We start from the raw sequence: 12,813 nt of genomic DNA, 5'->3' as shown, positions 1-12,813 counted from the left end.
ATGTGGGAGCGGGCTTGCTCGCGAAGGCGGTGTATCAGTCGATATATAAGGTGACTGTCGCACCGCTTTCGCGAGCAAGCCCGCTCCCACATTTGGTATTTGTCAGTTTCAAGTCCGAGTCAGAAATCCAGACTCACCCCGACACTCAGCCCTTGCTGGGTAAAGTTGTCATCCTTTCTCACGTTATAGGCCGCGTTCAGCGCCAGGTCCTTGGTCACCTTGTGGGTAATCCCCAGGTTCAAGCGATCCGAATTGCTGCGTGGCGTGTAGCCGTCCAGTTTGAAATCAATCCCCGGCACGCTGTTGAGGGACATGCCCACTCGCTGCGTATCGTTTTCAAACTCGTGCTCGTGGGCCACTTCGCCAAACACCAGGGTTTGCGGGGTGAAGCGGTAGTTGGCTTGTAATCCGATTCCCAAACGCTTGGAGTCGCGCTGTTGGTCATCAAAGGTCAGCGCGGTGGACCGGGCATCTTTCTCCGAATAACCATTCACCTCGACCCGCGAATAGTCAGCGCTGATAAAGGGTGAGAAGTGCCACTCGCTGTTCGGCTCGGCGATGTCATACCCAACCCGTGCGCTCAATGCCCATAGCCAGCCGTCGGTGTCGCCTTTCTCGGTGCCTTCGCTGATGCCCAGGGCGAACTTGCGCTTGAGGTTATCGAAGTCCAGTTTGCCGCCGGTCAATGCGGCGTCGGCCCACCAGTGATCTTCCTGATATTGGGCGAACGCGGTGCCCAGGTAGCTGTTGAGCTTGTAGTCCGAATCGCTGGCGCCGGCCTCAAGACTCTGGCGATAGAAGCCTGCTGCCACACCCACGCGCCACTCGTCATTGAGCCTGTAGCTGCCACCGATGTTCAGGTTATAGCCGCTGCCGTCACCGCTGGCCGAGCTGTTCTGATCATCGAAGTCCAGGTGCTGGCCGCCAGCGTCGACGATCGCCCGCCATTGGCCCACGGCCTGCCAGCTACGGGAGTCGGCTTGCCATTGGTTGCGCAATGAATCCTGATGGGCGCGCAAGGTGCCTTGGGCCATTTCCGGAAGCAGGGTGATTTCCCAGGGGGCTGCCAGCAGCGAATACGCGTAGTCGGCGATCAGTGCCTGGCCGGCCTCGGTCGGGTGCACGGTGTCGTTGTAAATCAGCTTGGTCGGGTCCGGATTGGTGCCGCCGACGCCATACACCGGATTCCTGCAGGTGGTGCCACTGAAGCACGTCTGGTTGAGGTTCTGGTCGGTGGCAAAACCAAAACGCCCGGGATCGGCAAAGGTTTCCTTGAGCAGCAACGGAATGTTCAGCGGGATGATCTGCGCATCGATTTGCGACAGGCGCTGTACCAGGGTCTGGTTGAACGCGCCGGCCAGGGTGCTGACGGCCCCTTGGAGAGGGGTGCCATTGACGGCAGGTGTCAGGCCCAGGTCCGGCAGCATCCATACCATTACATAACGGGCGCCAGCCTGTTGCAGCGCCTGGGCGCTGTCGGCCAGGCGCCCGGCTGCGGCCGAGGCCTGGTCGGGGCTGAGGACCAGGCCGTCGAGGAAGTCATTGCCGCCGCCGGAGAGAAAGTACAACGCGTTGGGGTCGGCTCGGCCCCCCGTTGATGCCAGGTATCCGGGACGTGTACGCAATACCTGCCCGGTGTCGCTGTCGGTGACGGTGGAGTTACCGGTGATGGCATCGTAGATCTGTTGGGTGGTGTAGCCGCCGACGGCCCAGTTATTGCCGTCTGGCTGGCCCAGCGCGGCGCGCTCCGGCGAGGTCGAGGCATTCAGGTCGCCCGGGGCAACCCCCAGCTTGCCGCCCAATAACGTCGAGGAGATCAGCGATGTGCTTTCGCCGCTGCCGTCGAAGTATTGCGGGCCGGTGCGGTTGGTGAAGCGATAGGTTGAGCCCGGTGCGCCAGGGTCGGCAAATGTACCGGCGTCGGCCAGGCTGTCACCGAAAACGACCATCGTCGAATAAGGCGAGGGCGCGGCGAAGGCTTGCGAGCATGCCAGCGCCAAGAGGCAGCCGACGATGGGGGTGAAATAGGGCATCTTGGTCATGAGTCCGTCCATGATTTTGTTTTTTTGTCAGCACTGTGACTGTAGCGCCCTTGGAAGGGTTCTGAAAAGTTTGACGCCAATTATCAGTCGGGCAGTTTCCCCCGTATTTGCGGCTCGATATTGCACCGTTGGCGAGGCTACGTTACTGTGCCTGAACGTATGAATGAGACCCTCTCCGTGTTGATCATCAGCAAACTCTTGATGCGAGTAGTCAAGGCACACGCCCGTTGGCGTTGGCGCGCCTAACTTTTCTCTACCGGCCCCGCCGGACCTGTACCGATTTGCCTTCTTCACCCTCTGTTAAACGCCCCTTGCCGGCCAACCCCGGCAACCGGAAAGTGCGTCTGGCAGCGGGTCACTCCCTTGGAAGGCCGTCATTAGAAGTCAGTGAATTCAAGAGGTTTTAACCCACATGTTGCTGATGATTGATAACTACGACTCCTTTACCTACAACGTTGTGCAGTACCTGGGCGAACTCGGCGCCGAGGTCAAGGTGGTGCGCAACGACGAATTGACCGTGGCCCAGATCGCCGCGTTGAACCCTGAACGCATCGTCGTCTCCCCAGGCCCGTGCACGCCGACCGAAGCGGGCATCTCCCTCGAAGCCATCCAATACTTTGCCGGCAAGCTGCCGATCCTGGGCGTGTGCCTGGGCCATCAGTCCATCGGCCAGGCCTTCGGTGGCGACGTCGTCCGCGCCCGCCAGGTAATGCACGGCAAGACCAGCCCGGTATTTCACAAGGACCAGGGCGTATTCCAGGGTTTGAACCTGCCGGTAACGGTAACCCGCTACCACTCGCTGGTGGTCAAGCGTGAAACCCTGCCCGAGTGCCTTGAGCTGACGGCCTGGACCCAACTGGAGGATGGCTCGGTCGACGAGATCATGGGCCTGCGTCACAAGACACTGAACGTCGAAGGGGTGCAATTTCACCCGGAATCGATTTTGACCGAGCAGGGCTTCGAGCTGTTCGCTAACTTTCTCAAGCAGAGCGGCGGCACGCGCTAAGGACTTTTCATGGATATCAAGACTGCCCTGAGCCGTATCGTCGGCCATCTGGACCTGAGCACCGCTGAAATGAGCGATGTGATGCGCGAGATCATGACCGGTCAATGCACCGACGCGCAGATCGGCGCGTTCATGATGGCCATGCGCATGAAGAGCGAGAGCATCGACGAAATCGTCGGCGCTGTGTCGGTCATGCGTGAGCTGGCCGACAAGGTTGAACTCAAGACCCTCGACGGCGTGGTCGACGTGGTCGGCACCGGCGGCGACGGTGCGAACATTTTCAACGTGTCGACGGCTTCTTCCTTTGTGGTGGCCGCTGCCGGCTGCACCGTGGCCAAGCATGGTAACCGCGCGGTGTCGGGTAAAAGCGGCAGCGCCGATTTGCTGGAAGCTGCAGGCATCTACCTGAACCTGACCCCGGTACAAGTGGCGCGCTGCATCGATCATGTCGGTATCGGCTTCATGTTTGCCCAGTCCCATCACGGCGCGATGAAACACGCCGCCGGCCCGCGCAAGGACTTGGGCTTGCGTACCCTGTTCAACATGCTCGGCCCGCTTACGAATCCGGCCGGTGTGAAGCATCAGGTAGTGGGCGTGTTCAGCCAGGCGCTGTGCCGGCCATTGGCTGAAGTCCTGCAGCGCCTGGGCAGCAAGCACGTGCTGGTGGTGCATTCCAAGGATGGCCTCGACGAGTTCAGCCTGGCGGCACCGACCTTCGTGGCGGAGTTGAAGAACGACCAGGTCACCGAGTATTGGGTCGAGCCAGAAGACCTCGGCATGAAAAGCCAGAGCCTGCACGGCCTGGCAGTAGAAAGCCCGGCCGCCTCCCTTGAACTGATTCGCGATGCCCTGGGACGCCGCAAGACCGAAAACGGCCAGAAAGCCGCAGAAATGATTGTGCTCAACGCCGGTGCGGCGCTGTACGCCGCGGATCACGCCTACAGTCTTAAAGAGGGTGTTGCCCTCGCTCATGATGCATTGCATACCGGGCTGGCGCGCGAAAAGCTCGAAGAACTGGGTGCGTTTACTGCGGTGTTCAAAGTGGAGAATGAAGGATGAGTGTTCCGACCGTTCTGGAAAAAATCCTGGCCCGCAAGGCAGAAGAAGTCGCCGAGCGCCGTGCCCGGGTCAGCCTGGCTGAGCTGGAAGGCCTGGCGAAAACCGCTGATGCACCGCGTGGGTTCGCCAATGCGCTGATCAAGCAGGCCAAGGAAAAACAGCCGGCCGTTATCGCTGAAATCAAGAAGGCTTCGCCGAGTAAGGGCGTGATTCGCGAGATCTTCATCCCTGAAGACATCGCCAAAAGCTACGAGAAGGGCGGCGCGACGTGCCTCTCGGTGTTGACCGATATCGACTATTTCCAGGGTGCCGACCTGTACCTGCAGCAAGCGCGTGCGGCGTGTTCGCTGCCGGTGATCCGCAAGGACTTCATGGTCGACCCCTACCAGATCGTCGAAGCCCGTGCCTTGGGCGCCGATTGCGTGCTGTTGATCGTCTCCGCACTGGATGACGTGAAAATGGCTGAACTGGCGGCCGTGGCCAAGAGCGTCGGCCTCGACGTGCTGGTGGAAGTGCACGACGGTGATGAACTGGAACGCGCGTTGAAAACCCTCGACACACCGTTGGTGGGCGTCAACAACCGCAACCTGCACACCTTCGAAGTCAGCCTGGAAAACACCCTCGACCTGTTGCCGCGCATCCCGCGCGACCGGTTGGTGATCACCGAAAGCGGCATCGTCAATCGCGCCGATGTGGAACTGATGGAAATCAGCGGCGTGTACTCGTTCCTCGTCGGCGAAACCTTCATGCGTGCCGAGAACCCGGGGGCTGAATTGCAGCGCCTGTTCTTCCCGGAGCGTGGCGTTGCCGTCAGTGGCTCGACCCTGGATTGATGATGACCCAGCCGGTGGCGATGACGGTCGAGGCAGGCCTTAAGGCCGAGCAGGATTTGCTCGCCGCGGTCTGTGCCGGCGAGCAACCGTTCGGCCTGCTGTTCTGGCAGCCCAGCGATCAAGCGTTGGTGATGCCTCGTCGTTTGAGCCGCCTTCCGGCATTCGAGACCGCCAGCCAGGTGTCGGCAGACGCCGGTTGGCCGGTGCTGCTGCGGGAAACGGGCGGTGAGCCTGTTCCGCAATCGGCAGCCACGGTCAATATCGCGTTAGTCTACGCGCCACCACGCAGTGAAGGTGACCAGGGCCGTATCGAAACCGGCTACCAGCGTCTGTGCCAGCCGATTTGCGACCTGCTGATCGAGTTGGGTGGCAACGCGTCGGTGGGCGAGATCGACGGTGCGTTTTGCGACGGTCGCTACAACGTCAACCTTGATGGTCGCAAAATGGTCGGTACCGCCCAGCGCTGGCGCCAGAGTGGCGGGCGCCCGGTGGGGTTGGTGCATGGTGCGTTGCTGCTGGATGACGATCGCGTCGAGTTGATCGCCGCGGTCAATCGCTTCAATGAAGCATGCGGCCTGGAACAACGGGTGCGCGCCGAAAGCCACATCGCCCTGCACGAAGCCTTTGCGGCGCCAGATGCGATTGCCCGGCTTGATACGTTGTACCGTCAGATGCTTGCGAGTTTCCTGCCGGTTTAACGCGTACCGAAGACCACCATGGTCTTGCCTTTGACATGCACCAGGTTGCGTTCCTCCAGGTCCTTGAGCACGCGGCCAACCATTTCCCTTGAGCAACCGACGATCCGCCCGATTTCCTGGCGGGTGATCTTGATCTGCATCCCGTCGGGATGGGTCATGGCGTCCGGTTGCTTGCACAACTCCAGCAGGCAGCGGGCAACCCGGCCGGTGACGTCGAAGAACGCCAGGTCGCCGACTTTGCGCGTGGTGTCTCTCAGGCGCTGTGCGATCTGGCCGCTCAGGGCGTACAGAATGTCGGGATCCTGCTGGGCCAGTTCGCGAAATTTCGTATAGCTGATCTCGGCGACTTCGCATTCGACCTTGGCCCGCACCCAGGCACTGCGTTGCTGTTCCTTGCCGGCTTGTTCGAAAAGCCCGAGTTCACCGAAGAAATCACCGGTATTGAGGTAGGCGATGATCATTTCGCGACCATCGTCATCCTCGATCAGGATAGTGACCGAGCCTTTGATAATGAAGAACAGGGATTCCGAGCGCTCGCCCGCGCAGATGATGTTGTGCTTGGCTGGATGACGCCGGCGCTGACAATGCATGAGCAGTTTGTCGAGGTTCTTGATTTTGGGTGTGGGAGTAATAGCAACCATGGTTGTATCCCGAAAAGACTGCACGGTGTTGGTGAGCTTGTTTTTTTATCCAGCGCGATCAACGGCTAAGCTACATCATCCAATGGATGGCAATGCGCCATTGATTTGGCGCCAGCTTAACAGACACATTCTGACTTCATTAGGGAATTTACCCAGCAAACCCTGCTGTTGATCGCTTTCATGGGAAACGCTGCCGGCCCAAAGTGCTGTGCTAAGCTGGCGACCCTTTTTTAGCAGTGGAGTCTGGGCGATGAAGGCACGCATCCAATGGGCGGGCGAAGCCATGTTCCTCGGTGAGTCGGGCAGTGGCCACGTGGTGGTCATGGACGGCCCGCCGGAAGCCGGTGGCCGCAACCTGGGCGTACGCCCGATGGAAATGCTCCTGCTCGGTGTAGGCGGTTGCAGCAATTTCGATGTGGTGAGCATCCTGAAGAAGTCCCGCCAGGCGGTGGAAAGCTGCGAAGCATTCCTGGAAGCCGAGCGTGCCACCGAAGACCCGAAGGTGTTTACCAGGATCCACATGCACTTTGTCGTCAAGGGCCGGGCGTTGAAAGAAGCCCAGGTCAAGCGGGCCATCGAGTTGTCGGCGGAGAAGTACTGCTCGGCCTCGATCATGCTGGGCGCTGCGGGCGTTGCCATCACTCATGATTACGAGATCATTGAGTTGGGCTGATTCTTCAATCGGCAGGCAAAAAGAAAGGGCGCTTGATAGCGCCCTTTTTTGTTTTCTGCTGAAACTAGATGCGGTACGTGCTTTTGGTCATGACCTTGGCCAGCAGGCTCATGCCAAATTTCACCGGTGCCGGGAAGCGGAAGCCGCCCGCGTCCAGCGCGCTTTCGGCGTGATGTTCTTCATCAATGCGCATCTGCTCAAGAATCGCCCGGGACTTTTCGTCTTCAGCCGGCAGTTGCTCGAGGTGTTCATTGAGGTGTTTGCACACCTGATGCTCGGTGGCGGCCACAAAACCCAGGCTGACTTTGTCGCTGATCAGTCCGGCCACCGCACCAATGCCAAACGATAAGCCGTAGAACAGCGGGTTCAGCACGCTCGGATGGCTGTTCAACTGGCGAATGCGTTGTTCGCACCAGGCCAGGTGATCGATTTCTTCTTCGGCGGCATGTTCCATCGCGGCGCGCACTTGCGGCAGCTTGGCGGTCAGGGCCTGGCCCTGGTACAGCGCCTGGGCACAGACCTCACCGGTATGGTTGATACGCATCAGGCCGGCGACGTGGCGGGTGTCGGTCTCGCTCATCTGCGCTTCGGGCCGCACGATGGCGGGCGACGGGCGGTGCGGTTGGCCGCTGAATGGCAGCAGCGTGCGCATGGCCGTATCGGCTTGCAGCAACAGACGATCAATCGGCGAGTAGTGACGTTGGGTAGTCATGCTGACCTCCGGGAAGAATCTCGGCGGCCAGTTTACCGCAAGAGAGGGGGAAGCGTTTGCGCTGGGTCAAATTGCTTGTGTGGCGAGGGAGCTTGCTCCCGCTGGAGTGCGCAGCGCTCTCGTTTTTGGGGCTGCTACGCAGCCCAGCGGGAGCAAGCTCCCTCGCCACAGCAAGCTCCCTTGCCACAGGTAGTGCTCAGCCCGGCGGCCAGTTCATCTGGCGTTGACCCAGAACATGCATGTGGATGTGATAAACGGTCTGTCCGCCATCTTCGTTGCAGTTCATCACCACACGGAAGCCCTTTTCGCAGCCTTGCTCAACCGCCAGGCGCTGGGCGGTGAACAGGATATGCCCGGCCAGCGCCTTGTCTTCCTCGGTGAGGTCGTTGAGGGTGCGGATCGGCTTTTTCGGAATCACCAGGAAATGCACGGGTGCCATTGGCGCGATGTCGTGGAAGGCCAGGACCTGGTCATCCTCGTAGATGATCTTCGCGGGTATTTCTCTGTTGATGATCTTGGTGAACAGAGTATCCACAGCTGTTTCTCCATTGTGAAAGTGCAGGGTGAGTGTACTCAGGCGATCAGCGCGGGCAATAGGCCTTGTTGATCGCGCCGGCAATCTTGCGGGTCAGCCAGCGCGGGCTCAGGCGCGGGCTGAACGCCAGCCAGCGATTACGCCGGCCGGGAATGATGATGGCTTTGTTCCTGGCCAGCGCACGCACGGTGTAGAGCGCGACTTCTTCCGGGCTCATCAACTGTTGGCTGCGATCCAGCTTGGCGGTGTCCATTTGGGCGGTGCCGAAGAATGCGGTGCGGGTCGGGCCGGGGCAAAGAACGGAAACCTTGATGCCGCAGGTCTTCAGTTCCTCGCGCAAGCCTTCGGAAAAGTGCAGCACGTAGGCCTTGCTGGCGTAGTAAGTGCTCATCCACGGGCCGGGTTGGAACGCGGCAACCGACGCGACGTTGAGAATCTGCCCGCCGCCGTGCAGGGCCATGGCGTTGCCGAGGGCGTGGCACATGCGGGTCAGGGCGAGGATGTTGACCTCCATCAGGTCCTGCTCGGTCATCCAGTCCTGCGCCAGGAACGGGCCGCTGGTACCGATGCCGGCGCAGTTGACCAGCAGGTCGATCTGCCGCTCGCCTTCTTCCAGTTCCAGCAGGAACCCGGAGAGCCGCAGGGGCTCGCCCAGGTCACAGGCGCGGAACAGCACCTCGACGCCGAAGCGCTGAGTCAATTCGATTGCAATGCTTTCCAACTGATCACGCTGGCGGGCCACCAGAATCAAGCTGCGGCCGCGACGGGCCAGTGCTTCGGCCAAGGCCAGGCCGATGCCGCTGGAGGCACCGGTGATCAGAGCGTAACGGGTCATGCGTTTCTCCATCGCAACGCTACCGGGCCTGTGACAGAGGCGTCACAGGCGTCGGGCGTTTTTCACTGTTGCGTAGAGTCTACAGGTTCGGCTGTGTCGTCAGCACTTTGCACATCGACTTCATCGACGGTGGTGGCCTGGTCGCTGTCGTCATCGGAGTTGATGGAGCTGCTTTCGTAGCTGCCGCCTACATCGCTTTCCAGTTGATCCAGGTAGCCGCTCATGCCCACCAACACCGCGCCGGCAAATACCAGCGGAATGAATGCGAGCCACAATGCGGAGAGGATTTTCACCGCAGTGGAGTTACGCGGTGGTGGCGGGCCGTACTGGTTTGCGCCCGTGTTACCGGGGAGGACCATCAGCAGGATCGGGAAGATGCTGCCAACGAAGGGCACCAGGTGCAGGAACCACAGCCAGCCGGACCAGCCCAGGTCATGCAGGCGCTGCACGGTGATCTGTACGCTGACCCACACAGCGGCCACGAGTATGGCAATCCCCACCAGGAAGCCAATGACCATGGCAATCGTCGGAGAGACCGCAGCGATACCAAGTCCGACGGTGAAGAACACGCTTGAGACGAGGAGGATCACCACGCTCAGCACCAGCGTCCACGCCAGGAAGCGCAGGCGTCCGATCCGGCCGTTGACGGTGAATACCTTAAGGGTGGAAAACTCCGGCAGGTTCTCGCCAACCGCGGCCCGGGGCGGGGCGTAAGGCGATGCGGCGGGGCGGGTGTAGTCAGTCGCGCTGCCGGAGTCCGTTTCATGGGTTTCGGCAAGGCTGAAGGCGACCGGCTGCTCTTCTTCTATCCGCGCATCCACCCCGGCGTTTTTCAGCGCTTGCAGATAGGTCTCGGCATCGGCGCGGGAAAGGTCGCGTTTCAGCGCGACCGGGCGGCCGGTGAAAAGCTTTTCGATCGCGTCGACATCACTTTTGAACAACTCGGCGAGGTTCAGCTTGGCGGTGGTGCTTTCGACACCCGGGAGCAATGCGCCATCAAACACAATCTTGAAACGGTTGTCGCTCATGCGGGCATCCTTGTCACTTGAATAGGGGAGGCCTGCCTTGATCAGCAGGCTTTGGATCGCGGATCAGCGTGGCCAGCGTTCAGGCAATTGTGCCGCATGCTCGAGCGCCTTGCGGTATTCGGCATCCAGGCGGGCCACGAGTTCATCGACGCTGGGCAAATCATCAATCTCTCCGACGCCCTGGCCGGCGGACCACACGGTCTTCCAGGCTTTGGCTTCGTCGTTGAGTGGCTTGAGCTTGGAGCCAAAATTGACTTCACCCTTGCCTTGCAGCGCGGCGAGGTCGAAACCGGCATTTTCCAGGCTCTGGCGCATGAAGCTTGCGGGAACACCGGAGACGGCTGGAGTGTGCACGATGTCGGCGGCGCGCGATGTGAGCAGCATCTCTTTATAGGCATCCGGGGCATGGCTTTCGGTGGTGCCGATAAAACGCGTGCCGAAATAGGCCAGGTCGGCGCCGAGCAGTTGCGCGGCGAGGATTTCGTGGCCGTGGTTCAGGCAGCCGGCGAGCAGCAGGGTTTTGTCGAAGAACTGACGGATTTCTGCGATCAGCGAGAACGGGCTCCAGGTGCCGGCGTGGCCACCGGCGCCCGCCGCAACGGCGATCAGGCCATCGACGCCGGCTTCAGCGGCTTTTTCGGCGTGGCGCCGGGTGGTGACATCGTGGAATACCAGGCCGCCGTAGCTATGCACCGCGTCTACCAATTCTTTCACCGCGCCCAGGCTGGTGATGACGATCGGCACCTTGTGCTCGACGCAGATCGCCAGGTCAGCTTCCACCCGCGGGTTACTGTTGTGCACGATCAGGTTGACCGCATAGGGCGCCGGGTTATCCAGCAGCGCCAGGCCCGCTTCGATTTCTTCCAGCCACGCCTTGAAGCCGCTGCTTTCCCGCTGGTTGAGGGCAGGGAAGCTGCCGACGATCCCGTTGCGGCAGCAGGCCAGCACCAGTTGCGGGTTGGAGATCAGAAACATCGGCGCAGCCACGACGGGCAGGCGCAGATTTTGTTCGAGCGAAGCGGGCAGCGACATTGGAAGTACCCCGAGTAATAGAGATTAGAACGGTTTGACCACGACCAAAATTACGATAGCCAGCAATATCAGAACTGGCACTTCATTGAACCAGCGATAAAAGACATGGCTGCGGGTGTTTTCGCCACGGGCGAAACGTTTTACCTGCGCGCCGCACATATGGTGGTAGCCGATGAGCAGTACTACCAGAGTCAACTTGGCGTGGATCCACCCGCCGGATTGAAAGATGGCCGGGTTGAGGTAGATCAGCCAGCCGCCGAACACCAGGCTGGCGATCATCGCCGGGCCCATGATGCCGCGGTACAGCTTGCGCTCCATCACGCTGAAGCGTTCCTTGCTGATGGTGTCCTCGCTTTGGGCGTGGTAGACGAACAGGCGCGGAAGGTAGAACAGCGCGGCAAACCAGCAGACGATGCTGACGATATGAAAGGCTTTGACCCATAGATAAAGCATTTTTAGTTATTCCCAGGTTCACGGTAGCTGAAGATAGTAGTGGCTCTTGCGTCTACACGTCATGTTGAAGGTTGTCGCAGGACGATACGAACCCTATTATCGACGGCTTTCCAGTGGGTTCGTTGAGGGCAGGTTTATGGTCAAGGTCGGTATCGTCGGCGGCACGGGTTACACCGGTGTCGAATTGCTGCGTCTGTTGGCTCAGCATCCGCAAGCTGAGGTGGTGGTGATCACTTCCCGATCCGAGGCCGGCCTGGCTGTGGCCGATATGTACCCGAACCTGCGAGGCCACTATGACGGCCTGGCGTTCAGCGTTCCGGATATCAAGACCCTGGGCGCGTGTGATGTGGTGTTCTTTGCCACGCCTCACGGTGTGGCCCATGCCCTGGCGGGCGAGTTGCTGGCCGCCGGCACCAAGGTGATCGACTTGTCGGCAGACTTCCGCCTGCAGGACGCCGATGAGTGGGCCAAGTGGTACGGCCAGCCTCACGGTGCACCGCAGTTGCTGGAAGAGGCGGTGTACGGCCTGCCGGAAGTCAATCGTGAGCAGATCAAGCAAGCACGCCTGATCGCTGTGCCGGGTTGCTATCCGACGGCTACGCAGTTGGGTTTCCTGCCATTGCTGGAAGCCGGGCTGGCGGATGCATCGCGGCTGATTGCTGACTGCAAGTCGGGCGTCAGTGGTGCTGGTCGTGGGGCCGCTGTAGGTTCGCTTTACTCCGAGACGTCGGAAAGCATGAAAGCCTATGCAGTCAAAGGCCATCGTCACTTGCCGGAAATTCGCCAGGGGCTGCGTCGTGCTGCGGGCAAGGATGTCGGCCTGACGTTTGTTCCGCACCTGACACCGATGATCCGCGGGATCCACTCCACACTGTATGCGACAGTCGTTGATCGCTCGGTAGACCTGCAGGCGCTGTTTGAAAAGCGCTATGCCAATGAGCCGTTCGTCGATGTGATGCCGGCGGGCAGCCACCCGGAGACCCGCAGCGTGCGCGGTGCCAACGTGTGCCGTATCGCAGTGCATCGTCCACAGGATGGTGACCTGGTGGTGGTATTGTCGGTCATCGACAACCTGGTCAAGGGCGCTTCGGGCCAGGCTGTGCAGAACATGAACATCCTGTTTGGCCTGGATGAGAAGCTGGGCCTGTCCCACGCGGGCATGCTGCCGTAAATTTTCTGCTGTTGCGCAAAGGCCCGTTGATCGGGCCTTTCGTGTTTTTAATGGCCGCTGCGCAGATTGATATACCGTAACAATAGTTGACCGCT

Annotated in this window: 14 protein-coding genes; 6 read left to right on the top strand and 8 right to left on the bottom strand. The window is 60.4% G+C overall.

Annotation, left to right across the window (positions count from 1 at the left end; all coding sequences use genetic code 11):
* Window positions 1-119 precede the first annotated feature (119 nt).
* Window positions 120-2,042 (bottom strand): esterase EstP, encoded by a 1,923-nt coding sequence (gene estP, locus C0058_RS29390; protein WP_003210959.1) that lies wholly within the window; start codon window positions 2,040-2,042, stop codon window positions 120-122.
* A 412-nt stretch (window positions 2,043-2,454) separates the two neighbouring features.
* Between estP and C0058_RS29385 the strand changes: the two genes are divergently transcribed.
* Genes C0058_RS29385 through C0058_RS29370 form a run of 4 tightly spaced genes read left to right on the top strand, consistent with a single transcriptional unit; the run spans window position 2,455 to window position 5,638 of the window.
* Window positions 2,455-3,048, top strand: a complete 594-nt coding sequence (locus C0058_RS29385; RefSeq protein ID WP_003210957.1) for an aminodeoxychorismate/anthranilate synthase component II — start codon at window positions 2,455-2,457, stop codon at window positions 3,046-3,048.
* 9 nt (window positions 3,049-3,057) lie between these two features.
* The gene (gene trpD, locus C0058_RS29380) at window positions 3,058-4,107 is read left to right on the top strand and encodes an anthranilate phosphoribosyltransferase (protein WP_003210955.1); all 1,050 of its coding nucleotides are present in this window, start codon (window positions 3,058-3,060) and stop codon (window positions 4,105-4,107) included.
* A complete protein-coding gene (trpC, locus tag C0058_RS29375; RefSeq protein WP_003210953.1) occupies window positions 4,104-4,940 on the top strand; it encodes an indole-3-glycerol phosphate synthase TrpC in 837 nt (278 codons plus the stop codon). The genes trpD and trpC overlap by 4 nt, the downstream gene beginning before the upstream one ends.
* Before the next feature lie 2 nt (window positions 4,941-4,942).
* Window positions 4,943-5,638 (top strand): lipoate--protein ligase family protein, encoded by a 696-nt coding sequence (locus C0058_RS29370; RefSeq protein ID WP_093204494.1) that lies wholly within the window; start codon window positions 4,943-4,945, stop codon window positions 5,636-5,638.
* Here the strand turns inward: C0058_RS29370 and crp are convergent.
* A complete protein-coding gene (gene crp / locus C0058_RS29365) occupies window positions 5,635-6,279 on the bottom strand; it encodes a cAMP-activated global transcriptional regulator CRP (protein ID WP_003210949.1) in 645 nt (214 codons plus the stop codon). The two genes, C0058_RS29370 and crp, sit on opposite strands and share 4 nt — an antisense overlap.
* A 250-nt stretch (window positions 6,280-6,529) precedes the next feature.
* On the opposite strand from crp, the gene C0058_RS29360 reads away from it, so the two are divergent.
* Complete coding sequence (locus C0058_RS29360; protein WP_003210947.1) at window positions 6,530-6,952, top strand: OsmC family protein; 423 nt, start codon at window positions 6,530-6,532, stop codon at window positions 6,950-6,952.
* A 64-nt stretch (window positions 6,953-7,016) separates the two neighbouring features.
* On the opposite strand, the gene coq7 is transcribed toward C0058_RS29360, so the two are convergent.
* The 6 genes from coq7 to hemJ form a co-directional block, all read right to left on the bottom strand.
* The gene (coq7, locus tag C0058_RS29355; protein ID WP_003210945.1) at window positions 7,017-7,664 is read right to left on the bottom strand and encodes a 2-polyprenyl-3-methyl-6-methoxy-1,4-benzoquinone monooxygenase; all 648 of its coding nucleotides are present in this window, start codon (window positions 7,662-7,664) and stop codon (window positions 7,017-7,019) included.
* A gap of 196 nt (window positions 7,665-7,860) precedes the next feature.
* Complete coding sequence (locus C0058_RS29350) at window positions 7,861-8,199, bottom strand: histidine triad nucleotide-binding protein (RefSeq protein ID WP_003210943.1); 339 nt, start codon at window positions 8,197-8,199, stop codon at window positions 7,861-7,863.
* Window positions 8,200-8,245: 46 nt separating this feature from the next.
* Window positions 8,246-9,034, bottom strand: coding sequence for an SDR family oxidoreductase (locus C0058_RS29345; protein WP_003210941.1), 789 nt, complete (start codon window positions 9,032-9,034; stop codon window positions 8,246-8,248).
* A 62-nt stretch (window positions 9,035-9,096) separates the two neighbouring features.
* A complete protein-coding gene (locus C0058_RS29340) occupies window positions 9,097-10,062 on the bottom strand; it encodes a DUF805 domain-containing protein (protein ID WP_102370010.1) in 966 nt (321 codons plus the stop codon).
* Window positions 10,063-10,125: 63 nt separating this feature from the next.
* Window positions 10,126-11,094 (bottom strand): nitronate monooxygenase family protein, encoded by a 969-nt coding sequence (locus C0058_RS29335; protein ID WP_008434459.1) that lies wholly within the window; start codon window positions 11,092-11,094, stop codon window positions 10,126-10,128.
* A gap of 24 nt (window positions 11,095-11,118) precedes the next feature.
* Window positions 11,119-11,547, bottom strand: a complete 429-nt coding sequence (hemJ, locus tag C0058_RS29330) for a protoporphyrinogen oxidase HemJ (protein WP_003210937.1) — start codon at window positions 11,545-11,547, stop codon at window positions 11,119-11,121.
* A gap of 136 nt (window positions 11,548-11,683) precedes the next feature.
* On the opposite strand from hemJ, the gene argC reads away from it, so the two are divergent.
* Window positions 11,684-12,718 carry an N-acetyl-gamma-glutamyl-phosphate reductase gene (gene argC, locus C0058_RS29325; protein WP_003210935.1) on the top strand — a complete coding sequence of 345 codons (1,035 nt, stop codon included), beginning with the start codon at window positions 11,684-11,686 and terminating at the stop codon, window positions 12,716-12,718.
* The last annotated feature ends 95 nt before the right edge of the window (window positions 12,719-12,813 follow it).

This window comes from Pseudomonas sp. NC02, from assembly GCF_002874965.1.
Lineage (GTDB): Bacteria > Pseudomonadota > Gammaproteobacteria > Pseudomonadales > Pseudomonadaceae > Aquipseudomonas.
Note: the sequence above shows the minus strand (reverse complement) of the source record. Positions and strands in the feature narration are given on the sequence as shown.